The sequence below is a fragment of the Pseudomonas sp. B21-009 genome (assembly GCF_024749345.1).
Taxonomy (GTDB): domain Bacteria; phylum Pseudomonadota; class Gammaproteobacteria; order Pseudomonadales; family Pseudomonadaceae; genus Aquipseudomonas.
In genome coordinates, this window is record NZ_CP087199.1 from 5,406,785 (window position 1) to 5,431,498 (window position 24,714).

At 64.0% G+C, this 24,714-nt stretch carries 18 protein-coding genes; 9 read left to right on the forward strand and 9 right to left on the reverse strand.

The window, feature by feature from the left end:
• Nucleotides 1-32 precede the first annotated feature (32 nt).
• On the reverse strand, nt 33-476 hold the full coding sequence (locus tag LOY34_RS25055) for a response regulator (protein WP_195885173.1): 444 nt from the start codon (nt 474-476) through the stop codon (nt 33-35).
• Between the two features lie 235 nt (nt 477-711).
• Here LOY34_RS25055 and LOY34_RS25060 point away from each other — a divergent pair, with 235 nt between their 5' ends.
• The 8 genes from LOY34_RS25060 to LOY34_RS25095 all read left to right on the forward strand — a co-directional run bounded on the left by LOY34_RS25060 (nt 712) and on the right by LOY34_RS25095 (nt 11,577).
• Complete coding sequence (locus tag LOY34_RS25060; RefSeq protein WP_195885932.1) at nt 712-2,649, forward strand: DUF294 nucleotidyltransferase-like domain-containing protein; 1,938 nt, start codon at nt 712-714, stop codon at nt 2,647-2,649.
• Nucleotides 2,646-3,356, forward strand: coding sequence for a PolC-type DNA polymerase III (locus tag LOY34_RS25065; protein ID WP_195885174.1), 711 nt, complete (start codon nt 2,646-2,648; stop codon nt 3,354-3,356). Before LOY34_RS25060 ends, LOY34_RS25065 begins: the two co-directional genes overlap by 4 nt.
• Before the next feature lie 95 nt (nt 3,357-3,451).
• The gene (locus tag LOY34_RS25070) at nt 3,452-3,970 is read left to right on the forward strand and encodes an RNA polymerase sigma factor (RefSeq protein ID WP_195885175.1); all 519 of its coding nucleotides are present in this window, start codon (nt 3,452-3,454) and stop codon (nt 3,968-3,970) included.
• On the forward strand, nt 3,967-4,947 hold the full coding sequence (locus tag LOY34_RS25075) for a FecR family protein (protein ID WP_045199184.1): 981 nt from the start codon (nt 3,967-3,969) through the stop codon (nt 4,945-4,947). Before LOY34_RS25070 ends, LOY34_RS25075 begins: the two co-directional genes overlap by 4 nt.
• A 93-nt stretch (nt 4,948-5,040) precedes the next feature.
• Nucleotides 5,041-7,485 carry a TonB-dependent siderophore receptor gene (locus LOY34_RS25080; RefSeq protein ID WP_195885176.1) on the forward strand — a complete coding sequence of 815 codons (2,445 nt, stop codon included), beginning with the start codon at nt 5,041-5,043 and terminating at the stop codon, nt 7,483-7,485.
• 8 nt (nt 7,486-7,493) lie between these two features.
• Entirely contained in the window at nt 7,494-8,627 is a 1,134-nt protein-coding gene (locus LOY34_RS25085) for a PepSY domain-containing protein (protein WP_195885177.1), read from the forward strand.
• On the forward strand, nt 8,624-8,809 hold the full coding sequence (locus tag LOY34_RS25090; RefSeq protein ID WP_195885178.1) for a hypothetical protein: 186 nt from the start codon (nt 8,624-8,626) through the stop codon (nt 8,807-8,809). The genes LOY34_RS25085 and LOY34_RS25090 overlap by 4 nt, the downstream gene beginning before the upstream one ends.
• 68 nt (nt 8,810-8,877) lie before the next feature.
• Nucleotides 8,878-11,577, forward strand: coding sequence for a dermonecrotic toxin domain-containing protein (locus LOY34_RS25095; protein ID WP_258664074.1), 2,700 nt, complete (start codon nt 8,878-8,880; stop codon nt 11,575-11,577).
• Here the strand turns inward: LOY34_RS25095 and LOY34_RS25100 are convergent.
• The 8 genes from LOY34_RS25100 to glnE all read right to left on the reverse strand — a co-directional run bounded on the left by LOY34_RS25100 (nt 11,574) and on the right by glnE (nt 21,627).
• Nucleotides 11,574-13,016, reverse strand: coding sequence for a lipopolysaccharide kinase InaA family protein (locus LOY34_RS25100; RefSeq protein WP_195885180.1), 1,443 nt, complete (start codon nt 13,014-13,016; stop codon nt 11,574-11,576). The two genes, LOY34_RS25095 and LOY34_RS25100, sit on opposite strands and share 4 nt — an antisense overlap.
• Nucleotides 13,016-13,768, reverse strand: a complete 753-nt coding sequence (locus LOY34_RS25105) for a lipopolysaccharide kinase InaA family protein (protein ID WP_195885181.1) — start codon at nt 13,766-13,768, stop codon at nt 13,016-13,018. The genes LOY34_RS25100 and LOY34_RS25105 overlap by 1 nt, the downstream gene beginning before the upstream one ends.
• The gene (locus tag LOY34_RS25110; RefSeq protein WP_045199173.1) at nt 13,765-14,499 is read right to left on the reverse strand and encodes a lipopolysaccharide kinase InaA family protein; all 735 of its coding nucleotides are present in this window, start codon (nt 14,497-14,499) and stop codon (nt 13,765-13,767) included. The genes LOY34_RS25105 and LOY34_RS25110 overlap by 4 nt, the downstream gene beginning before the upstream one ends.
• A complete protein-coding gene (gene rfaP / locus LOY34_RS25115; RefSeq protein WP_195885182.1) occupies nt 14,499-15,305 on the reverse strand; it encodes a lipopolysaccharide core heptose(I) kinase RfaP in 807 nt (268 codons plus the stop codon). The genes LOY34_RS25110 and rfaP overlap by 1 nt, the downstream gene beginning before the upstream one ends.
• Entirely contained in the window at nt 15,302-16,426 is a 1,125-nt protein-coding gene (locus LOY34_RS25120; protein WP_195885183.1) for a glycosyltransferase family 4 protein, read from the reverse strand. The genes rfaP and LOY34_RS25120 overlap by 4 nt, the downstream gene beginning before the upstream one ends.
• Nucleotides 16,426-17,484 carry a lipopolysaccharide heptosyltransferase I gene (gene waaC, locus LOY34_RS25125; RefSeq protein WP_045199168.1) on the reverse strand — a complete coding sequence of 353 codons (1,059 nt, stop codon included), beginning with the start codon at nt 17,482-17,484 and terminating at the stop codon, nt 16,426-16,428. The genes LOY34_RS25120 and waaC overlap by 1 nt, the downstream gene beginning before the upstream one ends.
• On the reverse strand, nt 17,485-18,534 hold the full coding sequence (gene waaF / locus LOY34_RS25130) for a lipopolysaccharide heptosyltransferase II (protein ID WP_195885184.1): 1,050 nt from the start codon (nt 18,532-18,534) through the stop codon (nt 17,485-17,487). It lies immediately after the preceding gene.
• Between the two features lie 156 nt (nt 18,535-18,690).
• On the reverse strand, nt 18,691-21,627 hold the full coding sequence (gene glnE, locus LOY34_RS25135; protein ID WP_195885185.1) for a bifunctional [glutamate--ammonia ligase]-adenylyl-L-tyrosine phosphorylase/[glutamate--ammonia-ligase] adenylyltransferase: 2,937 nt from the start codon (nt 21,625-21,627) through the stop codon (nt 18,691-18,693).
• A 434-nt stretch (nt 21,628-22,061) separates the two neighbouring features.
• On the opposite strand from glnE, the gene aceE reads away from it, so the two are divergent.
• Nucleotides 22,062-24,707, forward strand: coding sequence for a pyruvate dehydrogenase (acetyl-transferring), homodimeric type (aceE, locus tag LOY34_RS25140; RefSeq protein ID WP_045199161.1), 2,646 nt, complete (start codon nt 22,062-22,064; stop codon nt 24,705-24,707).
• Nucleotides 24,708-24,714: the final 7 nt, after the last annotated feature.

Sequence of the window (24,714 nt, forward strand, 5' to 3'; positions counted from 1 at the left end):
GGTGCGCCGATCCGACTTGACCCGTGATGGCTTCAGCCCATCCCCAGTTCCCTGCGCACCAACCCCACCAGCTTGTCCAGATCGATCGGCTTGAGCAGAAAGTCGACGACGCTCAAGTGCATCGCCTCGATGGCGTCTTTCACATCCGCAGCCCCTGAGACGATGATGATCGGCATCGCCGCGCGCTCCGATTCGCGAATCTGACGTATCAGCTCAAGCCCACCGAACGAGCCCATGCGCAGGTCGGTGATCACCAGACCGATACCGCGCTCCTTGGCCAGGCACTCCAGCGCCTGCTTGCCGCTGTTGGCGGTCAGGCATTTGATGCGTTTTGAACTCAGGTACCTGGCCAGGGCATCGCGGGCCACACGGTTGTCGTCGACGATCAAAACCTTGGGCGGCGCAGCCTCAGGCGCAATCACCGATGCCAGGGCTTTGCGCTCGGCTTCGCTCAGTATGTCTTCGTGGTCGGACATGGCTGTCTCATCATCAATGACCTGCAAAATGTCCTGTGAATCAAGTTCAGACCGCATTGAGATTACTTGCAAACTGCCTTTCGTCGGCAAATTGACACATGACGCAACGCTTCAACAGCCTGACGCAGTTTATAGACTTACGTCCAATGGGCACTGAGCAGCCCGCGGCCGACCATGAACAACGAAAACAACAAGGTCGATGGTCACAGCTCGACACAAAGACGCGGTAATGCTCATGAGCAAAAAGGACGCCTTCGCCCAGGCAGGAAAGACTGCAGTCATGCAGAACATCCAGGGGACCATGCAGTTTCTGCAACGCTTTCCACCCTTCAATCAGATGGAGAACGCCCACCTGGCGTTTCTCGTCGAACAGTGCCAGCTGCGCTTCTACGCGGCCAATGACAGCATCATCAAGCCCAGCGACGGCCCGGTCGAGCACTTCTACATCGTCAAGCAGGGCCGGGTGGTCGGCGAGCGTCAGCACGTAAGCCGCCCGGGCACCGAAACCACCTTCGAGATCACCAGCGGCGAGTGCTTCCCGCTCGCCGCCCTGCTCGGCGAACGGGCGACCCGTACCGAACACCTGGCCGGCGAAGATACCTTTTGCCTGCAATTGAACAAGGCCGCGTTCATCCGCCTGTTCACCCTGTCCGAAGCCTTCCGCGACTTCGCCCTGCGCGGGGTCAGCAGCCTGCTCGACCAGGTCAACCAGCAGGTCCAGCGCCGCGCGGTGGAAACCCTCGGCAACCAGTATTCACTGAACACCCGCCTGGGCGAGCTGGCCATGCGTCACCCGGTGGTCTGCGATCCGGCCACGCCGTTGCGTGAAGCGGTGCGGCTGATGCACGAGCAACAGGTCGGCAGTATTGTCATCGTCGACGAGCAGCGCTTTCCCATCGGCATCTTCACCCTGCGCGACCTGCGCCAGGTGGTCGCCGATGCCAGCGCCGACTTCGCTCAGCCGATCAGCCGGCACATGACCGCCGCGCCGTTCTACCTGAGCCCGCAAGCCAGCGCCTTCGACGCCGCCATCGCCATGACCGAGCGGCATATCGCCCACGTCTGCCTGGTCGAAGAGCGGCGCTTGTGCGGCGTGGTGTCCGAGCGGGACCTGTTCTCCCTGCAACGGGTCGACCTGGTGCACCTGGCGCGCACCATCCGCCACGCCAGCCGGGTCGAAAACCTGGTATCGCTACGCGGCGAAATCAGCCAGCTGGTTGAACGCATGCTCGCCCATGGCGCGTCTTCGACGCAGATCACCCAGATCATCACCCTGCTCAACGACCACACCGTGTGCCGGGTGATCGAGCTGGCCATCGAAGACAAGGGCGACCCGGGCGTGCCCTTCAGCTGGCTGTGCTTCGGCAGCGAAGGCCGCCGCGAACAGACCCTGCACACCGATCAGGACAACGGCATCCTCTTCGAAGCCCGCGATGCCGCCCATGCCGCCGAACTACGCGGGCGCCTGTTGCCGCTGGCCCAGCACATCAATCAGGGCCTGGCGCAATGCGGCTTCAGCCTGTGCAAGGGCAATATCATGGCCGGCAACCCCGAGCTGTGCCTGTCCCGCGCCGAATGGGCACGGCGCTTTGCCGCTTTCATTCGCGAAGCCACGCCCCAAAACCTGCTGGCGTCGAGCATTTACTTCGACCTGCGGGTGGTCTGGGGCGACGAACAGGCCTGTGAGCAACTGCGCCAGAGCATCCTCGAGCAGGTAGCCGACAACCGCCTGTTCCAGCGCATGATGGCCGATAATGCCCTGCGCCAGCGCCCGCCAGTGGGACGTTTCCGGGAGTTCGTGCTGACCCGCCAGGGTAACGACAAGGCCGCCACTCTCGACCTCAAGGTCCAGGGCCTGACGCCGTTCGTCGATGGCGCACGGTTACTGGCCCTGGCCAACGGCATCGGCGCCAACAACACCCTGGAGCGCCTGCGCCAACTGGTGGCCAGGCAAGTGATCGACCCGCTCGACGGCGCCGCCTATGAAGAGGCCTACCACTTCATTCAGCAAACCCGCATGCAGCAACATCAATTGCAAAGCCGGCAGAACCTGCCCTACTCCAACCGGGTCGACCCCGACAGCCTCAACCACCTGGACCGGCGCATCCTGCGCGAGTCGCTGCGCCAGGCCCAGCGCCTGCAAAGCAGCCTGGCCCTGCGGTACCAGCTATGAGCCTGTTTGCCTGGCTGCGCCCCAACCAACCGCGGCTCGACGAGCACCTGCGCCAGCGCGTGGAGCAACTGACAGCCCACGCGCCGCTGGCCGAACACAGCCTGCGCCAGCAGCGCTGGGTGGTGCTCGACCTGGAAACCAGCGGCCTGAACCTCAACCGCGACCAGGTGCTATCGATTGGCGCGGTAGTGATCGAAGACGGCGCCATCGACTTCAGCCAGCAGTTCGAACGCACCCTGCACCAGCGGGACCACAAGCTCACCTCCAGTGTGCTGATCCACGGCCTGGGCCCCAGCGCCATCGCCGCTGGCAGTGATCCAGCCCAGGCGCTGCTGGAGCTGATGGATTTTATCGGCGACAGCCCGCTGCTGGCGTTTCATGCGCCATTCGATCAACGCATGCTCAGCCGTGCGCTGAAGGACCACCTGGGTTATCGCCTGCAGCATCCATTCTTCGATGTCGCCGAGCTGGCGCCGCTGCTCAACCCGCAGATCACCCTGCGTGAAGCCGGGCTGGATGACTGGACCGCCTACTTTGGTCTGGAGGCCGCCGAACGGCACAACGCCAGCGCCGATGCCATGGTCACCGCCGAGCTGGCGCTGATTCTGTTCAGCCAGGCCCGGTGCCAGCAGCTGGACAGCCCGGCCTTGCTCGACCAGCAGTTGCACCGCCTGCGCAGGCGGCGGCAACAAAGTCATGGCTTTTAAGCATCATCCGATGAGCGTGAATTGCGTCTAATGGGGAGCTTCTGCGACAATCGCGAATAATTCTCGTTAGTTAACGCATCTTTTCGGGGAACGCCTTGTCGTCTGTGCAAAGCCCACACACTGAGCTGGTCGGTACGCTTTACCGCGACCATCGCAGTTGGCTGCTCGCCTGGCTGCGGCGCAACATCGCCTGCGCCGAGCGCGCCGAAGACCTGAGCCAGGACACCTTCGTGCGCCTGCTCGGGCGCGAGCAATTGCCGGCGCCACGCGAACCCCGGGCGTTCCTCCTGGCCATCGCCAAGGGCCTGCTGTTCGACCACTTTCGCCGCGCGGCACTGGAACAGGCGTACCTGGCCGAATTGATGCTGATCCCCGAAGCCGAACAGCCCTCACCGGAAGAACAGCAGCTGATCATCGAAGACCTCAAGGCCATCGACCGCCTGCTCGGCAAACTGTCGAGCAAAGCCCGGGCGGCGTTCCTGTACAACCGCCTGGACGGTCTGGGCCATGCCGAGATCGCCGAGCGCCTGGGGGTTTCCGTGTCGCGGGTGCGCCAGTACCTGGCCCAGGGCATGCGCCAGTGCTACGTGGCGCTGTACGGTGAACCGACATGAACAGCAAGCCGGTTTCGGCGCGGGTACTGGATGCCGCGATCGCCTGGCAGCTGTGCCTGGACTCGGGCAGCGGCAGCGCCGACGAGCGCGCCGAGTTCGCCCGCTGGCATGCTGCCAGCGAAGAGCACGCCCGCGCCTGGCTGCAACTGGGCATGCTCGACCAGCGCTTCAGCGCCGCCGCCGGCCCTGCCCGCCAGGCCCTGCTGCAATCTCGCGCCGGTCTGCGCCAGCGTGTGCGCAAGCTGGGCAGCGGCCTGGCCAGCCTGGTACTAGTGGTCGGCCTGCTGAGCTGGGTCAGTGCCCATCAGTCGCTGGGCTACTGGCTGGCCGACCAGCGCACCGGCACCGGCGAGCAGCGCACCTTGCGTCTCACCGACGGCACCCTGATCAGCCTCAACACCCATTCGGCGGTGGATATCCGCTTCGACGAGAAACAGCGCCTGATCGTCCTGCACGAAGGCGAAATCTCCATCGAAACCGGCCACAAGGACGATCGTCCGTTTGTAGTCACTACCGAAGACGGCCGCCTGCGCGCACTGGGAACGCGCTTCCTGGTCAAGCTCGAAGACCAGGGCACACGCCTGAGCGTGCTGCAGTCGGCAGTAGCGGCGCGCCCGCAAGACAGCGGCGACGAGCAGATTTTCAAGGAAGGCCAGCAGGTGCTGATGAACCACGACCGCTTGGGCCGCGCCGACGGCCTGGCTGCCGGTGCCGATGCCTGGACCCGCGGCATGCTGGTGGTCGACAACGTGCGCCTGGCCGATCTGGTCGAGGAGCTGGGGCGTTACCGCAGCGGGCACCTGGGGGTTGCTACGGATGTGGCCGACCTGCGCATTACCGGCAGCTTCCCGCTCAATGATATCGACCTGGCACTGACCTCGTTGCTACCGACCTTGCCGGTGCAGATCGAGCAGCGCACGCCGTGGTGGGTGACGGTGGTGGCTAAAAGCGATACGCCGGCGAGCAGCGTGAAATAAAAATCAAAATTATTTTCACTAACCCCTGACACTTTTTCCAACTCACTCGGCAAGGAAGCTAGTTAGCACTTACTTCCGTCGAGGAGCCGCTGTATGTCCCGCGCTTTTGAGAACTTCCTGCGTCCCGGTCTGCTGGCCGTGGCCATTGCCCTGACAGCACCTCTGGCGAGCAGCCCGCTGATCGCTGCCGAGCAATCGGCCACCCTGCGCAGCTACAACCTGCCTGCCGCGCCGCTGTCGACCACGCTCAACCAGATCGCCAGCCAGGCTGGCATCGCCCTGGCCCTGGACCCGAGCCTGGCCAGCGGCCGCACCTCGGCGCCGGTCAACGGCCAGTACGATGGCGTCGGCGCCCTGCAAGCGGCCCTGCGCGGCACCGGCCTGCAACTGCAGCAGAGCAGCGCCGGTACCTACAGCCTGATCGCCACCCCCGAGGGCACCCTGGCGCTGCCGGAAACCAGCGTCAACGCGCGCAGCGACTACGAAAGCGCCTGGGGCCCGGCCACCGGTTTTACCGCCACGCGCACCGCCGCTGGTACCAAAACCGACACCCCGATCGTTGAAGCACCCCGCTCGATGAGCGTGATCACCCGTGAACAACTGGACGACCGCCAGGTTCTCAACCTCAACGACGCCCTGCGCTACACCGCTGGCGTACAAAGCAGCGGCTATGGCTCCGACCCCCGCGCCGACTGGCTGCGGGTACGCGGTTTCGACCCGACCCAGTTCCTCGACGGCCTGCCTTTACCCAAAGGCTCGTTCGCCAACCCGAAGGTCGAGCCGTGGAACCTTGAGCGCATTGCCGTGCTGCGCGGCCCGGCCTCGTCGGTGTATGGCCAGACCCCGCCCGGCGGCATGCTCGACATGGTCAGCCGTCGCCCCCAGGCTGAAAGCGCCCACCAGGTCGAAGCCCAGGTTGGCAGCAACAACCACCGCCAGATCAACTTCGACAGCACCGGCAAGATCGATGACGACGGCCAGTTCCTGTATCGCGTCAGCGGCGTGGTACGCGACAGCGGCGCACCGACCGACCACGTTCCAGACAAGCGCTACAACCTCGCGCCCAGCCTGACCTGGAACATGGATGAAGACACCAGCCTGACCTTCATCACCCAGTTCACCCGTGACGATACCGGTATCAGCGGCCAGTTCCTGCCGCTGCAGGGCACCAAGCTGGGCTCGCCGGCTGGCGACATCTCCCACCACAAGAACCTCGGTGACCCGGACTGGGAGTTCTACGATCGCACCTACTACGCCCTGGGCTATGCCTTCGAGCACCGTCTGAACGATGTCTGGCAGTTCCGTCAGAACCTGCGCTATACCAAAAGCGACCTGTCGTTCCAGGGCATCAACGTCGCGACCATGAACAACGATACCTCCACCCCAGGCGGCAGCGTCGAAGCAGACGGCAGCGTCCCGCGTGAAACCGGCATCGTCAACGAAGACATCAGCCAGTTCGCCGTCGACAACAACTTCCAGGCCGACTTCCAGACCGGCGCCCTGAGCCACACCCTGCTGATCGGCCTCGATCACCAGCGCTCGAACACCAACTACCGCTGGGACTACGGCCTGGCCTTCAGCGTGCCGCCAGGCAACGTGATCAACCCGCCGTACGGCCAGGACTTTTCCAAGGTGTCGTACTTCACCATGTACGACTACGGCCAGAAAACCCGCCAGACCGGCCTCTACATTCAGGACCAGATCGCCCTCGACAACTGGCGCCTGACCCTGGGCGGGCGTGAAGACTGGGTGCACACCGGCACCACCTTCCACAACCAGAACGATGCCACCAGCACCGAGCGCGACAAGGCCTTCACCGGCAACGTCGGCCTGAGCTACGTGTTCGACAACGGCGTAACCCCGTACATCTCCTACACCGAGTCGTTCCAGCCGACCACCGGCGCCGCCGTCGCCTCGACTGACTCGTTCAAACCCACCGAAGGCCGCCAGTACGAAGTCGGCATCAAGTACCAGCCGGTGGGCAGCAAGAACCTCTACACCGCCGCCGTGTATGACCTGCGCCAGGACAACGTGAAAGTCACCGAAGGCAACATTACCCAGCAGGTTGGCCAGTTGCAGGTCCGCGGCCTGGAACTGGAAGCCACCACCCAGGTGACTGAGAACCTCAAGGTAATCGGTTCCTACAGCTACACCGATACCGAGATCCTCAAGGGTGCGGCCAACGAGCAAGGCAACCGCATGGCCCTGATCCCGCGCAACCAGGCGACCCTGTGGGCCGACTACACCTGGCACAACGGCCTGCTCGACGGCTTCGGTGTCGGCGGTGGCGTGCGCTATGTCGGTGACAACTACGGCAACACCACCAACACCGATCTGGGCTATGTTGGCTCCTACACCGTCTACGACGCCTCGGTGCACTACGACCTGGGCCGCAAGGTCAGCACGCTCAAAGGCATGACCGTCGCCGTCGAGGCCAAGAACCTGTTCAACAAGGACTACCTGGCCAACTGCGACGGTTACTGGTGCTACTACGGTGACGAGCGCAACGTGGTTGCCAGCGTCAACTACAAGTTCTAAGGCCGCGGATGAACAGCCGAACCATCCGCCGCTGGTCCTTCGTGCATACCTGGACCAGCCTGATCTGCACCCTGTTCCTGCTGATGCTGGCAGTTACTGGCTTGCCGCTGATCTTTCATCACGAGATCGACCACCTGCTGGGCGATGCCCCCGAGCTCAAGGAGATGCCGGCCGACACGCCCAGGCTCGACTTGCAGGAACTGGTGCTCAAGGCCCAGGCCCATCGCCCCGGTGAAGTGATGCAATACTTCGGCTGGGATGAAGACGACCGCAACGGCGTGGTCGCGATCATGGCCGCTACCGCAGGTACCGAGCCGAACTCGTCGCACACCTTCATGCTCGATGCGCGCAGCGGTGAAGCGGTGGAAATGCCTTCGGCCAACGGCGGTTTCATGATGACCATGCTGCGCCTGCACGTGGACATGTTCGCCGGCCTGCCCGGCAAACTGCTGCTGGCGTTCATGGGGCTGTTGTTCGTGGTGGCGATCATCTCTGGCGTGGTGCTCTATGCGCCGTTCATGCGCCGGCTGAAGTTCGCTACGGTGCGCAACGACAAATCCACGCGTCTGCGCTGGCTCGACCTGCACAACCTGATCGGCATCGTTACCCTGACCTGGGCGCTGGTGGTGGGCGTCACCGGGGTGATCAGCGCGCTGTCGGACCTGGTCATCGCCGCCTGGCGCAACGACAGCCTGACGGCGATGGTTGCGCCCTACCGCGATGCACCGCCGCTCACCGAACTGGCACCGGTCAGCCGTGTGCTGGATATCGCCGCCGACGCCGCACCGGGCATGCGGCCGGACTTCATCGCCTTCCCCGGTACGCGTTTCTCCAGCGAGCACCACTATGCGGTGTTCATGAAGGGCAGCACCCACCTGACCGCGCACCTGCTGACGCCGGTGCTGATCGACGCCAGCAACCTGCAAGTCACCGCCATCGGCGACCGCCCCTGGTACATGGACGCCATGGGCCTGTCGCAGCCGCTGCACTTTGGTGACTACGGCGGCCGGCCAATGCAGATCCTCTGGGCAGTGCTGGATGTGCTGACCATCATCGTCCTGGGTAGCGGCGTGTACCTTTGGGTGGTGCGCCGGCGGGCCAGCAAGCCGCTGGTTGCGGCGCAGATGGAGACGCTGCAATGAAGCGCAAGTCGTCAGGTTTCTGGAGCGTATTCGCCATACCGACAGTCATTGCCCTGCTGGGCGCGCTGGGGCTGTTCGCTGCCCTGCTCGGCGATGGCTGGTGGGATGCGCTGGCCTGGCTCGGCCTGGGCTTGCCGGCGCTTTACAGCCTGCGTGCGTTGCTGCCCGTCCGGCGCAGCTGAATACATGTATAGCGCCAGCGCCTGAGCAACGCGCCCTAGCATGACCTGCCACCCCAGGGAGACAGGTCATGCAGCCACTCGAACGACTCGAAGAAAGCGAACGCGAAATCCGCACTATCCTTGCCGCTACCCCGCAAGGCCCTTACCTGAAACTGGGCCAGTGGCGCACCGCGCTGCGCCAGTACTACAACCAGCCCTTTCGCCCCGACAGCCAGCAAAGCCGACGTGAACGCCTGCGTACCCTGCGCGCCGGGCAATGGCAGGCCGAGGCCGACCTGCGCCTGGCCGACCAGACCCTGAGCCCTGCCCTGCACCGGCTGGTCTCGCGGATCGTTACCCACCCCAGTGCGGCGCTGCGTCACGGCCTGCCACGCGCCGAGCAGGCCGAGGTCAAGGCAGTCGTGCTAAGTGCCAGCCAGCCCTACTGGCGCAGCCAACTGCGCAGTTGCCTGTTGATCACCGCTGCCGACGCCGAAGGCGAGGTGCTGCTGTTCAGCCTGGCGCATGGCTTGGAAGGTTTCAGCGGCCTGCCGGCGCTGACCCGCGAACTGGCGGAGCGCCTGGATGACCAGGTGCAGGGAGCGGCGTTGCTGGACCTGCTACCGGTCGAGCGCCAGTTGCAATGCCGCTCGGCGCAAACCATGACCTTTGCCACCCAGGAGCAGGATGTTTTTCAGCACCTGCTCGACGCCGTCATCGCCCATCAGCGCCGCGCCCTGAAAAACGCCTGGCATGCCGCTGCCGCGCCCGGGCCGGCCATCGACCTGCACAGCCGGCTGGGCAACGCCGGCAGCCTGGCAACCCGCTACAGCGCACTGCTGGACCGACACATGCCGCCATGGTTCAGAAGCACACCGCTGCAGGGCCTGACCCAGATGATGCAATCCTTGCAGGAACTGGCCAGCGCCATCGAACTGGCCAGTGCACCGGGCTTGCTGACCCTGCAACAGTTCCAGCAGCGCCATAGCCTGCTCGACTACTGCCGTAGAACCTTGCGCCAGCGACTGCTCAACGATCACGGCCATGAGCTGGACCCCGATCGGATACAGGTCAGCACCACCCTGATTCATCAAGGCGGGCCGCTGGCCATCCCCACCAATCCTGGCAGCAGTGTTCCCGGCAGGTCGCGGCCACAGGCCGGTGAGGTGCTGATCCCGGTACGCCAGCAACGAACCCTGAGCGAATTTGCCCTGGAGAATGTCGGCCTGTTCGATGTCGACTACTGGCTGAGTGCGCGCATTACCCACAGCGATGGCCGGGCAATCCCCTGGCTTTCAGCGAACTACGTCAAGCGCCTGGTGCGCGAGCTGAGTGTTGCGGGCAGCTACGGGCAATTCCTGCGCCGGCATCTGCTGCATTCACCCGCCTCGCACTGGCGTCGTCAGGCCTACCGTGACATCAGTGGTGCACGCATGCGCGCCGAGGCGATCAAGGGTCGATACGCCGGCTACTTTCGCCCCGACCGGGAGGAGCGCGGCTACCGCTGGGCGATGAATGTGCTCGAGCATCCCGACAGCAGCAACCGCCCAGCCGTGTCAGGGCAAGTTCTGGACGTTCAACAGTTGCTGATAGCGCAAGCCACGGTTCAGGGTGTGTTGATGATCAGCCCACGCGACGCCCAAGGGGTGCCGTCGTTACTGCTCTATACTCCGGACGCACCGGACCGCAAGCCGTGGCGCGAATTCGATGACCGCCGCCAGCTCTGGCAAACACTGCAGCAGAGCCCCGACCTGCAAGCCTACTTCGTCGATCGTCTGGCGCAGGCAGCGCAGCCCGCTGCGCGAAGTCTGTTCGCGAACCAGCATCACCAGGGCCAGGTGCAGGAATCGGTGATCAACGCAGACTTCTTTACCCAGTGTTACCAGGCCGAGGTCCGCCACTTCATCAGTAATGCGGCCGCCCAAGGGACAAGCACCGGACAGCTCGATGCCCAGCACCTGTGGCAAGGCATCTGGCTGATCCTTGACCTGATCACCGTGCTGCTTCCCAGTAAAGTGCAGGTCCCCCTGGCTTTCGCGCGCTGCCTGTGGTCAATCTGGGAGGGTCTGGAGGACTTGCCCCAAGCGGATACTGCGCAAACGCTGGAGCACTTCTACAACGCCTTGTCGCACGCCACCGATGGCCTGGCCCAGCTGGGTGGCTCGGCCCTGATGCGCCAGACCCTGCGCAGGCTTCCCGGCCGGGTACCAAAGCTGATCAGCCCCAACCTGGCAACCCAGGTCCACCCGGGCAGATTGCGCTATCGCATCGACGGCCACTACCACGAGGGGGTGTACGAACAGGTGTCCGAGTATCAAGGGTTGAGCCAGTACTACATCAAGGATCAGGCCGATCGTTACTATCGGGTGAGTTTTGACGGCAGCCGCTGGCGGATTCAGGATCCGCGCCAACCCGACGCCTACCTGCACCTGCCGGTACGGCGCAACGCCGAGGGTCAGTGGCAGTACGATGCACCGGTACATTGGCGTGAGGGCCTGCCGGACCTGCCCAGATTGATCGCCGACAGTCAGCTGGCGACGCCGCTGCTCGCAACCCCACAGGCAAACGGCCTGTTCAGCAACGCTGAAGGCCACTACCTGCAACTGGGAGACCGCCAACTGGCCGTGGAACCCAGCCTGCTGGCCAACCAATATCGACTGCTGCTGCCCGAACACCTCAAGGGCGCCATCCCGACCAGCATCAGCCTGCGCTGGCAAACACCGAACTGGCACATCCGCGTGCGCCAGACGGGACGTGCCAGCGACTGGCTGCCCTTGACCGAAAACTAGCTTTCAAGCGTTGGCAGTGCAGCGTCCAGACGCTGATGCAGGGCGCTGCCAGCGGGCCAGTTACGCAACAGCCGCGCGCGGTCGCGGGCGAAGGCCTGGGCGAAGCTCATCTGGGTGGCGTGCTGGCACATGGCATCGAGGTCGATCAGCGACCATTGGCCGTCCTGCCAGAACAGGTTGTGGCCTTTCATGTCGCCATGGCTGATGCGCTCGTGGATCAGTTGCCCGAGCAGCTGTTGCAGGGCCTGCAACTGCTCCTCAGGCACCTCGCCAGACTCGACATAAGGCGCAAAGCAGGCCAGCAAGTCCGGGCCATCGGCATACTCGGTAACCAGGTAGGCGCGGCTGCGCAAGCCCATGAAGCGCAGCTCCTGCACCGCCAGCGGCTTGGGCGTGGCAATGCCGAGAAACTCCAGGCGATGCCCTTCGATCCACGAATGCCAGGCCCGGCTCGGACGCCAGAAGCGCTTGAACCAGTGGGCGGTGTTCTTGATGTTGTAGCGCTTGAGCACCAGCGGCCGGCCATCGACCTCGACTTTCGCGACACTGGCAGCGCCGCCGGTCTTGTACAGGTGGCCCTGGTCGATCAGCGCATCGGCCTGCTCCAGCACTGGCAGCATGGCGGCCACTTCAGTGCGGCGGATCGAACGCAGGCCCGACGGGCCGCGCTCGACGCTGAACAGCGTGCACTCGCGCCCGGCCTTGTCGAGGTAGTCCTTCAGGCGCCAGCTGCGCACCTTGTCGATCTGCTTTTGCAGTGCTTCGAGCGGCAAGGCGTGCTCGGCGTTGGCCAGCAGGTAATGCACCAGCAGCTCTTCGATAAAAGGCTCCAGGCGCTTGGGCAACTGGGCGAACAGCACCCCGAGGTTGTGTAGCACTTGTTGGCGCGACAGGGGCTGGCCGAGGGTTTCGGCCTTGATCCCGGCGCCATCGATCAGATACAGCTGGCCGTCGTGACGCAGCAGGTTGTCCAGGTGCAGGTCGTCCTGCCACAGGCCCTTGGCGTGCATCTGCGCCACGGCGGTCAGCGCTTCGCCAAGTACCAGGTGCTGTTCATCGGCCAGCGGCGGCAGGGCTTCGACCTGCGCCCAGGCATCGGCCAGGCTTTGCGCGTTTTCGAGAAACTCGAACAGCAGCCAGCCACCCTCACCTTCGCGCAAGCCATCGGCCAGCAGCAACGGCGTGGTCAGGCCCTGCGCGGCCAGCAGCCGTGCGCCGTCCAGCTCGCGTTGAAAATGCCGGGCGGCGCTGCTGCCAACCAGCAACTTGGCCAAAACCGGCTTGCCGCGCCAGATCCCGGCGCCGACGTAACGCTGGCCGGGCAGTACTCGCAGCAGGCTGAGCAATTGCAGCTCGGCGCTGCCAGCGGCGTCGGCCAGGCTGATGTTCAGTGGCAGGTCCGGGCTGCGCCCGGCATCCTTGAGTTCAGACAAACGCATCAGCGAGCCTCTTTCTCACGGCGGCGGCGCGTCAGGCGCTGCAGCCAGGTATCGACCAGCGGGCTGTCGCTGGGCTGGTCCAGGTAGGACGAGAGCATCACCCGCACTTCGGCCTCACTCCAGATCGGCGCCCGGCGTAACAGCGGCTCAAGGTCTTTGAGGCGGTCGCGCATGCCCAGCAGCAACGGCCGGGTTTTCTCCAGGTCGATCAGTTGCGCCATCCAGCCGTCGCTGCGGATGCGCAGGAAGATATGCTTGGGATAAAAGCAGCCATGCACCTGGTTGGCCGCGTGCAGGGTGCGCGCCAGCTGCCCGCAGGCGCGCAGGATGCCCTGGCGCTGGCCGATGTCCAGCTGTGGCCACTGCGCCAGCAGGCTGTCGAGGTCGCTCCAGTCATCCAGGGCGCGGGTCATGAGGATCGCCCGGCGCTCGCCAGCAACCTTGCGCTCGCCGTAATACACCGCCTGCAATGCGGGAATGCCGAGCTTCTGGTAGCGGCTGATATTGCGAAACTCGCGGGCGAAGGTCGGCTCGCCAAACGGCTTGTGCAACGTGCGGGTCAGGTAGTCGCTCTGGCGCTTGAGGTAGTAGCCCTTGCCTTCAAGTTCCAGGCGATAGACGCTGCTCCAGCCGCCACGGCCGGTGTTGGGCTCATCCACCGCATCGAGCTGCAGGGCCCAGAGCTGATCGAAACCGTTGAGGCCATGGCGCTCAAGCAGTGCCTTATCGGCACCGGCAAGAAAATCAGTCATTCGCGTCCCTCGAAAAACGTCACCACATGACGAATGCGGCGCTTGTCCGATTCATTCAGACGCTCGCGCCCGCGGTACTGCAGGTAAAAGCGCAGGCGCTGGGTGTTGGACAAGTGATACTTGGCCACTTTGTCCAGGCACGCCAGGTCTTTGGTGATGCGGTAGCGCAGCATGAAGCCCCACCAGAAATCGCCGGTCGGGCAGTCGATGAAGAATAGCGTGGCCTGGTCGTCCACCAGCAGGTTGCGCCACTTCAGGTCGTTATGGGTGAAGTGATGGTCATGCATGATCCGCGTATGGCGGGCCAGCTGACGGCTGATGTGATCGACCCAGGCGCGATCGGCCAGGCGCGCATCGTTGCGCTCGGCCAGGGCCGAAAGGTCTTCGGTGCGCGGCAGCTCGCGGGTGATCATCGCCCCGCGGCCGAACGCCAGGCCATTGCGCTCATGACCGAAGGCGACCACTTCGGCGGTGGGAATGTCCCACTTGGCGAACTGCTTGAGGTTCTGCCATTCGGCCTTGATCCGCGGCCGCCCGAGGTAGCGGCGCAAGCCCTTGCCGGCGCCGGTATAGCGTTTGACGTAATAGTTGACCCCGTCGCGCTCGACCCGGATCACTTCGCTCAGCGGGTCGTGGGTCAGGCGCTCGCCCTTGAGGGCGAATACCGCGTCGATACTGCCAAAATCCGTCGCCAGGGCCTGATACGCAGGCTCCAGTTTCCAACCCGCCATCAGAGCGCGTCTCCGTACCGTTGTTTACGCTCGTAGAGCTTGCGCGCCTTGCCTTCCAGCCAGGACAGCAGCCCCGCTTCTTCGGCCAGGATCTGGCGTAGCGGCTGCTGGAAGTAGCCCCGCAAGAAGCGCAACTTGTCGCGCCGGGTCAGGCCGATGTCCAGCGCCGAGAAATACAGCGCGGCCAGGTCCTTGTCACGCCAGCGGCGAGAGATTTTCGCCCGGGTCTGGGCGCGGTGCAGGTCGATGACCGACAACTTGAAGTCATCGGCCGTCACCGGTCGGTCGGTGTGCAGCAAGAAGTGGCAGATGTAGCAGTCGCGGTGGTTGACCCCGGCGCGGTGCATCATGCCGGTCATGCGCGCCACTTCAGCGATCAGCGCACGCTTGAGGCGTGGCTGCGGCGGTTGCTTGAGCCAGTCGATGCTGAAGTCTTCAAGGCTGACGGTCGGCGCCAGCTCTTCAGTGACGATAAACGAATGCTGGGTCGCCGGGTTGTCGCCACGTTCGCCATAGGCAACCGCGGTCATGGTCGGCACGCCCACCTGGTGCAGGCGCTGGATAGCCTGCCATTCCTGGCCGGCACCGAGCACCGGCAGCTTGGCGGTGAACAGGTTCTTGAAGATCTCGCCCCAGCCGATGCCGCGGTGAATCTTGACGAAATAGCCACGGCCTTCGACCTCGGTGCGCAGGGTACGGCGGCCTTCCAGCTCGCGGTACACCTCGCCCTGCAAGGCCTCGACGGCCTCGAAGGCATCGCGCCCGGCCCACAGGCGCTTGAACGGCTCAGCCAGTATCAGTTTCATGCGCGCTCCTGCGCCAGGATCACGTCGGCGGCATGCTCGGGCATGCTGTAGAGGTCGGCGGTATCGGCAAATGCAAGGCCATTGCGCGCCCAGTCGGCGCGGGCCGGGCCGTCTTCGAGCATGCGCTGCAGGTAGCGATTGAGCTGCTCCTGCTCGAACGGCTCGTCGAGCACCAGGCCGCTGTCGGCCTCGGCGATGTAATGGGCATAGCCGCACACGGCCGAGACCAGCACCGGCAACCCGGCGACCAGCGCTTCAAGCAGCACGGTGCCGGTGTTTTCGTTGTAGGCCGGGTGAATCAGCAGGTCGGCGCCGAGCAGAAATCGCGGAATATCGCTGCGGCCCTTGAGGAACTGCACCTGCTCGGTCAGGCCCAGGGTCGCGCTTTGCAGTTGAAACACTTTTGGGTCGTCCTGGCCGATAACCATCAGCCGCGTGCGCTTGCGCAAGGCCGACGGCAAGGCGGCCAGGGCCTTGAGGCTGCGGTCGACGCCCTTGGTCTTGAAGCCCGAGCCTATCTGCACCAGCAGCAGCTGATCGTCCTTCAGGTCGAATTCGCGGCGGAACTCAGCGCGGATCTCGGCGGCATTGGCCGGCGCCCGGCGATCCTGGCTGATGCCGGGTGGCAGCAGGTGGAAGCGCTCGATCGGCGTGTCGTAGTGTTTGATGAACAGCGGCTGCTGGACTTCGGAGATCATCAGGATCTCGGTCTTGGCATCCTTGGCGAACACTGCCCGCTCGTATTCAGCAAAATGCCGGTAACGGCCCCAACGCCGATACAGCGAATTACGCAGGGTCTGCGCCTTGTCTTCGAAGCAGCCGTCGGCAGCAAAGTAGACATCCAGCCCGGGCATCTTGTTGAAGCCGATCAGGCGATCGACCGGGCGCTTGGCCAGATCCGCTTGCATCCAGGCACTGAGCTTCTCGTTACGCCGGTGGTTGAACAGCGCCTTGACCGGCGCCACCAGCACCTCGAAGCCCTCGGGCACGTCACCTTCCCAGATCAGCGTATAGACGCGGATCTGATGACCGCGCCGCTGGCACTCCAGGGCAATGCGCATGAAGTCGCGCTGCAGGCCACCGAAGGGGAAATACTTGTACAGAACAAAAGCCAGTTGCATCAACGAACATCCTCAGCCAGCAGCAACGCGCGCAATTGGCTCGCCACACGCTCGGGATTCAGGCGAGTGAAGCACAGCGGCCACTCGCGTTTGAGATCGAACCGGCGCTGGTCATCAGCGCTCGGCTTGTAGGTACATTTTTTCTGCAGGCACGGCGCGCAGGCAAAATCGCTGGCGATGTGCACCTGGGACTTGCCATAGGCCCCGGTCAGCCCCGGGTTAGTCGGCCCGAACAGCGACAGGGTCGGCACATCCAGCGCCGCCGCCAGGTGACCGAGGCCGGTGTCCACGGCAATGCAGGCCTTGGCCGCCGCCAGCACCCGGGCAACACCCACCAGGTTGAGCTTGGGCAATACCTGGCAGTTGGCCAGGCCCTTGGCGATGCGCTCGGCACGCGCCTGTTCGGCCGGGTTGCCCCACGGCAAGCGTACCTGCAGGCCTTGCTGGCCCAGGCGTTCAGCCAACTGGCGCCAGTAGGCTTCCGGCCAGTGCTTGGTTGCCCAGGTGGTGCCGTGCAGGAACACCACGAACGGCGCCGCCGGCGGCAACTGCAGGCGGTTCAGGTCCAGGCCGTAGTCACCCAGGCCTGCTGGCAGGTTGTAGCCCAGCGCCAGGGCAAACAACTGGCGTACCCGCTCTACCGCATGCTGGCCGCGCTCGACCGACAAACGCCGGTCGTAGAAGCGGCTGGACAGCCCTTCACGGGCCGAGTAACGGTCCATGCCGGCCACCGGCGCCTTGACGTAACGGGTCAGCCAGGCCGACTTGACCAGGCCTTGGGCGTCGATCACCAAATCGTACTTGCGCTCGCGCAGACGCTGCTTGAACTGGCGCCATTCGCCGCTCTTGAAGGTCTGCCAGAGGTTCTTGCGCCAGCGACGGATGGCCACCGGGATGATCGTGTCGACTGCCGGGTGCCAGCTGGGGATCTCGGCGAAGCCTTCTTCCACCACCCAGTCGAAGCGGATGCCGGGGATCGCCCGGGCAGCGTCGGTCAGCGCCGGCAGCGCGTGGATCACATCGCCCAGGGACGAGGTCTTGATCAGCAGTACCCGCACTTAGTCGACCTCGGCCATGACGTCGATCAGGCTCGGGCCGTTCAGGCGCTGCAACGCAGCTTCCACGGCTTCCGGTTCCAGCTGACGCAAGCAGTTGTAATGGCCGAAGCGACAGGTACGGTCGAAGCATGGGCTGCACTCCAGGCCCAGGCGCACCACCTCGACCTGATCGGCCAAAGGTGGGGTAAAGCCTGGCGAAGTAGAGCCGTAGACCGCCACCAGCGGGCGGTTCAGCGCCGCCGCCACGTGCATCAGCCCGGAATCGTTGGACACCACCGCATCGCTGCACGACAGCAGGTCGATGGCCTCGGCCAGCGAGGTTTCGCCGCTGAGGTTGATTGCTTCTTCACGCAGGCCCGGGATCAGCCGCGCACGAATGGCCTCGCCGACCGCGTGGTCGTTCTTCGAGCCGAACAACCAGACCTGCCAGCCTTCGCGGATCTTGGTCTCGGCGACCTTGGCGTAATGCTCCGACGGCCAGCGCTTGGCTTCGCCGAACTCGGCACCGGGGCACAGTGCCAACACCGGGCGATCCAGGCTCAGGCCGAACTTGGCCAGGGCGGCGTCGCGGCTCGGCGCTTCGATCTGCAGGCTCGGGCGCGGGTACGGCTGCGGCAACTCGGCGCCGGCCGGGTAGGCCAGGGCCATGAAGCGCTCGATCATCAGCGGGTACTTGGCCTTGTCGAGCTTGCGCACGTCGTTGAGCAGGCCGAAACGCAGCTCGCCGCGCCAGCCGGTACGCTTGGGGATGCCGGCAAAGAACGGCACCAGCGCCGATTTCAGCGAGTTGGGCAGCAGGATCGCCTGGTCGTACTGGCCGGCCAGGGACTTGCCGATACGCCGGCGCGTGGCAAGCTCCAGCGCGCCGTGGCCGAGCGGGAAGCTCAAGGCCTGGCGCACTTCAGGCATGCGCTCGAGGATCGGCCGGCTCCACTCGGGCGCCAGCACATCGATCACACATTCCGGGTGACGCTGCTTCAGGCACTGGAACAGGGTCTGCGCCATTACCATGTCGCCCACCCAGCTGGGGCCAATGATCAAAATTCTCATGCTTTATCCAGAAACGATCAGGGAGGCTGCAAACTGTTCGCAAACAGCCTGGCCTCCCCTCTTTATATTCAGGCTATATGTCGACCAGTGTACGCCACTCGGGCTGTACTGTGGTCGTGGCAGGCGTCCTGGTGCCTGAACCGCCTGGCCGATGGCTCAACTCAAACCCAGCTGCGACCAGATCCGCCGCACCTCCTGGCGCTCCTGGACGAACTGCCCGGCATCGATTACCCCGGCCTGCTTTTGCAGGGCCTGGCGGTGCGCGGCGGAACGGAACGCCTTGTACACCTCGCGCAGCAGCACGGCATCGCTGGCGGGCATCAGCCCGGCCTGCTCAAGCTCTTCGAGGATGCGGATGTTGTCGGTCCAGCGCAGCAGTGCCGGATGGTCGTGAGACCAGGCCAAAGCGGCGTATTGCACCATAAATTCGATATCGACGATACCACCGGCATCCTGCTTGATATCGAAGGGCACGCCGGCCTCGAAAGCATTGGCCGCAGTCCCGGCGGCGCTGAGCTTGGTGCCGAGGTTATCGCGCATCTTGGCACGCATCTCGCTGACCTCGGCCTGCAACTTGGGCAGGTCGCGGGCCTGGCCAAGGATGCGCGCGCGCACCGCCTCGAACGCCGTGCCCACCTGCGGGCAACCGACCAGCACCCGGGCGCGGACCAGGGCTTGGTGCTCCCAGGTCCAGGCTTCGTTCTGCTGGTAACGCTCGAAGGCGCCCAGGGAGCTGACCAGCAACCCCGACGCACCCGAAGGTCGCAGGCGCATGTCCACGTCGTAGAGCTGCCCGGAGTTGGTCTGGGTGGTCAGCAGGTGAATGATGCGCTGGCCCAGGCGGGTAAAGAACTGCGCGCTGTCGATCGGCTTGGCGCCATCGGTTTCGGCCTGCGGGTCGCCGTCGTGGATGAACACCAGGTCCAGGTCCGAGCCGTGGCCCAGCTCGATGCCGCCAACCTTGCCGTAGCCGACAATAATGAAGCCCGGGTCGCACAGGCTGCCGTCGCTGCGCTTGGGCTGGCCGTGACGGCTGACCGTCTGGCGCCAGGCCAGGGCCAGCACCTGGTTGAGAATCGCCTCGGCCAGCCAGGTCAGGTAGTCGCTGACTTTCATCAGCGGCAGGTTGCCGGCGATTTCTGAAGCGGCCACGCGCAGGCTGTGGGCCAGTTTGAAGTGGCGCAGGGCCTCCATTTGCTGCTCGAGGTCGTCCTCGGGGATGCGCGTCAGCCGCTCGCGCAGCTCGGCGGCCAGTTCCGGGGCCTGCGGCGGGCTGAACAGGCGGCCTTCATTAAGCAGTTCATCGAGCAGCAGCGGGAAGCGGGTGATCTGCTCGGCGATCCATGGGCTGGCGGCGCACAGGGTCAGCAGACGGCGCAGGGCGCCGGGGTTTTCGGTGAGCAACACCAGGTAGGCCGAACGCCGGGCTACCGCTTCGACCAGCGGCAACACCCGTTCCAGCACCAGGTCCGGGTCGGCGTGCTCCACCGCCTGGGCCAGCAGGCGCGGAATAAAGGCATCCAGACGTTCACGCCCCAGGCGCTGCATGGCCCGCAACTGCGGGCTGACACGCAAACCGGCGAGTTGCTTGAGGGCTTTTTGCGGGTCGGCAAAACCGGCGTCCTGCAGCTGACGGCAGGCGGCCTCTTCATTCTGGGCTTCTTCCCACAGCGGCAGCCATTCGCCGCCGACAATCACTTCGCCTTCTTCATTCTCGTCTTCGTCCGGGTCGGCAATCACCTGGCGAAAGTGCCAGTCGATGCGCCCACGCCAGTGCATCAGTTGGGCATGGAAGCTCGGCCAGTCGGCAAAGCCAAGCATGAAGGCGATGCGCGCGCGGTCCAGTTCATCGTCCGGGAGCATCTGGGTCTGGCGGTCGGCAATCGCCTGGATCGCGTGTTCGGTATAGCGCAGGAATTCATAGCCTTCGCGCAGCTCGGCAATCACCGCCGGCGGCAGGTAACCCTGGCCTTCGAGGGTCGACAGCACTTTGAGCAACGGCCGCTGCTGCAGGCTCAGGTCGCGCCCGCCGTGAATCAACTGGAAGGCCTGGGCAATAAATTCGACTTCGCGGATGCCGCCGGCACCCAGCTTGATATTCTCGGCCATGCCCTTGCGCCGCACTTCCTGCTGGATCAGCTGCTTCATGGTGCGCAATGCTTCGATCGCCGAGAAATCCAGGTAACGCCGGTAAACGAAGGGCCGCAGCAGGTCCAGCAACTGCGCGCCTGCCACCTGGTCACCGGCCACCACCCGCGCCTTGATCATCGCGTAGCGTTCCCAGTCGCGGCCCTGGTCCTGGTAGTACTGCTCCAGGGCATTGAAGCTGAGCACCAGGGCGCCGGCCGAGCCATACGGGCGCAGGCGCATATCGACCCGAAATACAAAGCCGTCGACGGTGATCGGGTCGAGGGCCTTGATCAGCCTCTGGCCCAGGCGGGTGAAGAACTCCTGGTTGTCCAGCGAGCGCTTGACCCCTTCGGTTTCGCCGCCTTCGGGGAAGGCGAAGATCAGGTCGATGTCCGACGACAGGTTCAGCTCCACCGCGCCGAGCTTGCCCATGCCCAGCACCACCATGTGCTGCGGCTCACCGCTGCGATGGCCGATCGGCGTGCCGAACTGCTGGCAATGGCGCGGGTACAGCCAGTTGTAGGCCTGGTCTATACAGGCGTCGGCAAGGTCGGACAGGTCGCGGCAGGTCTGCACCAGGTCGGCCTGGCGAGTCAGGTCGCGCCAGATGATCCGCACCTGCTGGCGGCTGCGCTGGCGGCGCAGGTTGCGCGCCAGTTCGTCCTCGCTCTCGGCGGCCTGGCTGGCGGCAGCGATCTGCGCGCACAACTGGCCCGCGGCAAAGGCCCGGTCGAGTTCGCCACTGGCGGCCAGATCGACCAGCATCGCCGGGTCGCGCAGCACCTGTTCAAGGGCAAAATCACTGGCCGCAGTCACCCGGGCGAACTGCGCCCAGCGTTCGGCGCTCCAGTCAGCAACAGACAGTTCTGGCTGCAGGGCGACAGCCGCACGAAACGATTGCTCGTTACGGCTGACCAAGGCAGTGAGGGTGGCCGGCAGTTCGGCCAGCAAAGGCAGGCTCATGGTCTATCCTTGATCGGCGAGAAAAGATTGGCGAGTGGGAGCGGGCTTGCCCCGCGATTGGGCTTTTTCAGGAAAATCGCTTCGCGGGGCAAGCCCGCTCCTACCGACCACTGCTGGACTGTCGTACAAAAGTTAGAAATAGCTGTAAAAACTGATTTTCTGGCAGAAACCATCGCAGCAAACCTTTTCTTAACTTGTTTTTAACCACCGGTATCGATTTTTCCCACAACCCGAACTGCGGCCACGAGCCATTTTTGTGTAGTTTTACTACTGCCCGATCACTTCAAAAGCATGAAATGGTGATTCATTTGTAGTAAAACTACACAACGCCGGTACACTCTCCGGTAATCCAAGAATTTTATGTCGTCTGCCCAAAAGGCCAGTCGCAAACTCAGGCAACCGATTCTGGAAGCCTTTCCGCCCTGGAGCAAGCCATGCAAGACCTCGATCCCGTCGAAACCCAGGAATGGCTGGACGCCCTGGAGTCGGTTCTCGACAAAGAAGGCGAAGACCGCGCTCACTACCTGATGACCCGTATGGGCGAGCTGGCCACCCGTAGTGGCTCTCAGCTGCCATATGCCATCACCACGCCATACCGCAACACCATCCCCGTTACCCACGAAGCACGCATGCCTGGCGACCTGTTCATGGAACGCCGCATTCGCTCGTTGGTCCGTTGGAACGCGCTGGCCATGGTGATGCGCACCAACCTGAAAGACTCGGACCTGGGCGGCCACATTTCGAGCTTCGCCTCCAGTGCCACCCTGTACGACATCGGCTTCAACTACTTCTTCCAGGCTCCGACCGAAGAACACGGCGGCGACCTGATCTTCTTCCAGGGCCACGCCTCGCCTGGCGTCTACGCCCGCGCCTTCATGGAAGGCCGCATCAGCGAAGACCAGATGAACAACTTCCGCCAGGAAGTCGATGGCAAGGGCCTGTCTTCGTACCCGCACCCATGGCTGATGCCTGACTTCTGGCAGTTCCCGACCGTTTCCATGGGTCTGGGCCCGATCCAGGCGATCTACCAGGCACGCTTCATGAAGTACCTGGAAAGCCGCGGCTACATCCCTGCAGGCAAGCAGAAAGTCTGGTGCTTCATGGGCGACGGCGAGTGCGACGAGCCGGAATCCCTGGGCGCAATCTCGCTGGCTGGCCGCGAGAAGCTCGACAACCTGATCTTCGTCATCAACTGCAACCTGCAGCGCCTCGACGGCCCGGTTCGCGGCAACGGCAAGATCATCCAGGAACTCGAAGGCGTGTTCCGTGGTGGTGGCTGGAACGTCAACAAAGTGGTCTGGGGCCGTTTCTGGGACCCACTGCTGGCCAAGGACGTCGACGGTATCCTGCAGCGTCGCATGGACGAAGTCATCGACGGCGAGTACCAGAACTACAAGGCCAAGGACGGCGCGTTCGTCCGTGAGCACTTCTTCAACACCCCAGAACTCAAGGCCATGGTCGCCGACCTGTCCGACGACGAGATCTGGAAGCTCAACCGTGGCGGCCACGACCCGTACAAGGTCTATGCGGCCTACCACCAGGCGGTCAACCACAAAGAGCAACCGACCGTCATCCTGGCCAAGACCATCAAGGGTTACGGCACCGGTGCTGGCGAAGCCAAGAACACCGCGCACAACACCAAGAAGGTCGACGTCGACAGCCTGCGTCACTTCCGCGATCGTTTCGACATCCCGGTCAAGGACGAAGAGCTGGAAAACCTGCCGTTCTTCAAGCCTGAAGAAGGCAGCGCCGAAGCCCGTTACCTGGCCGAGCGCCGCAGCGCCCTGGGTGGCTTCGTGCCGCAGCGCCGCGCCAAGAGCTTCAGCATCCCGACCCCGCCACTGGAAACCCTGAAGGCGATCCTCGACGGCTCGGGCGACCGTGAAATCTCCACCACCATGGCCTTCGTGCGGATCCTCGCGCAACTGGTCAAGGACAAGGAAATCGGCCAGCGCATCGTCCCGATCATCCCGGACGAAGCCCGTACCTTCGGTATGGAAGGCATGTTCCGCCAGTTGGGCATCTACTCCTCCGTCGGCCAGCTCTACGAGCCAGTCGATAAAGACCAGGTGATGTTCTACCGCGAAGACAAGAAGGGCCAGATCCTCGAAGAAGGCATCAACGAAGCAGGCGCCATGTCCTCCTTCATCGCTGCCGGTACTTCGTACTCGAACCACAACCAGCCGATGCTGCCGTTCTACATCTTCTACTCGATGTTCGGCTTCCAGCGTATCGGCGACCTGGCCTGGGCCGCTGGCGACAGCCGCACCCGTGGCTTCCTGATCGGCGGTACCGCCGGCCGTACCACCCTCAACGGTGAAGGCCTGCAGCACGAAGACGGTCACAGCCACATGCTGGCCGCGACCATCCCGAACTGCCGCACCTATGATCCGACCTACGGCTACGAGCTGGCGGTGATCATCCAGGACGGCATGAAGAAGATGACCGAAGAGCAACAGGACGTCTTCTACTACATCACCGTGATGAACGAGTCCTACCAGCAGCCAGCCATCCCGGCCGGTGTCGAGGAAGGCATCATCAAGGGCATGTACCTGCTCGAGGAAGACACCCGCGAAGCGGCGCACCACGTTCAGTTGCTGGGCTCCGGCACCATCCTGCGTGAAGTTCGCGAAGCGGCGAAGATCCTGCGTGAAGAGTTCAACGTTGGCGCCGACGTCTGGAGCGTTACCAGCTTCAACGAACTGCGTCGCGACGGCCTGGCCGTAGAGCGCAGCAACCGCCTCAAGCCTGGTCAGAAACCTCAGGTTACCTACGTCGAAGAGTGCCTGGCTGGCCGTAAGGGCCCGGTCATTGCCTCCACCGACTACATGAAGCTGTTCGCCGAGCAGATTCGCCAGTGGGTTCCGAGCAAAGAGTTCAAAGTCCTGGGTACCGATGGCTTCGGTCGCAGCGACAGCCGCAAGAAGCTGCGTCACTTCTTCGAAGTCGACCGCCACTTCGTGGTGCTGGCTGCCCTGGAAGCCTTGGCTGACCGTGGCGATATCGAACCGAAGGTCGTGGCTGAAGCCATCACCAAGTTCGGCATCGACCCGGACAAACGCAACCCACTGGACTGCTGAGGAGTAT

Excerpts from the sequence above, each read along its gene's own strand:
- glnE (WP_195885185.1), bottom strand. The coding sequence starts at position 21,627 with ATGAGCCTGCCTTTGCTGGCCGAACTGCCGGCCACCCTCACTGCCTTG.
- LOY34_RS25075 (WP_045199184.1), top strand. The coding sequence starts at position 3,967 with ATGAACAGCAAGCCGGTTTCGGCGCGGGTACTGGATGCCGCGATCGCC.
- LOY34_RS25105 (WP_195885181.1), bottom strand. The coding sequence starts at position 13,768 with ATGACTGATTTTCTTGCCGGTGCCGATAAGGCACTGCTTGAGCGCCAT.
- LOY34_RS25065 (WP_195885174.1), top strand. The coding sequence starts at position 2,646 with ATGAGCCTGTTTGCCTGGCTGCGCCCCAACCAACCGCGGCTCGACGAG.
- aceE (WP_045199161.1), top strand. The coding sequence starts at position 22,062 with ATGCAAGACCTCGATCCCGTCGAAACCCAGGAATGGCTGGACGCCCTG.
- LOY34_RS25085 (WP_195885177.1), top strand. The coding sequence starts at position 7,494 with ATGAACAGCCGAACCATCCGCCGCTGGTCCTTCGTGCATACCTGGACC.
- LOY34_RS25060 (WP_195885932.1), top strand. The coding sequence starts at position 712 with ATGAGCAAAAAGGACGCCTTCGCCCAGGCAGGAAAGACTGCAGTCATG.
- rfaP (WP_195885182.1), bottom strand. The coding sequence starts at position 15,305 with ATGAAACTGATACTGGCTGAGCCGTTCAAGCGCCTGTGGGCCGGGCGC.
- waaF (WP_195885184.1), bottom strand. The coding sequence starts at position 18,534 with ATGAGAATTTTGATCATTGGCCCCAGCTGGGTGGGCGACATGGTAATG.
- LOY34_RS25090 (WP_195885178.1), top strand. The coding sequence starts at position 8,624 with ATGAAGCGCAAGTCGTCAGGTTTCTGGAGCGTATTCGCCATACCGACA.
- LOY34_RS25080 (WP_195885176.1), top strand. The coding sequence starts at position 5,041 with ATGTCCCGCGCTTTTGAGAACTTCCTGCGTCCCGGTCTGCTGGCCGTG.
- LOY34_RS25120 (WP_195885183.1), bottom strand. The coding sequence starts at position 16,426 with ATGCAACTGGCTTTTGTTCTGTACAAGTATTTCCCCTTCGGTGGCCTG.
- LOY34_RS25100 (WP_195885180.1), bottom strand. The coding sequence starts at position 13,016 with ATGCGTTTGTCTGAACTCAAGGATGCCGGGCGCAGCCCGGACCTGCCA.
- LOY34_RS25110 (WP_045199173.1), bottom strand. The coding sequence starts at position 14,499 with ATGGCGGGTTGGAAACTGGAGCCTGCGTATCAGGCCCTGGCGACGGAT.
- LOY34_RS25055 (WP_195885173.1), bottom strand. The coding sequence starts at position 476 with ATGTCCGACCACGAAGACATACTGAGCGAAGCCGAGCGCAAAGCCCTG.
- LOY34_RS25095 (WP_258664074.1), top strand. The coding sequence starts at position 8,878 with ATGCAGCCACTCGAACGACTCGAAGAAAGCGAACGCGAAATCCGCACT.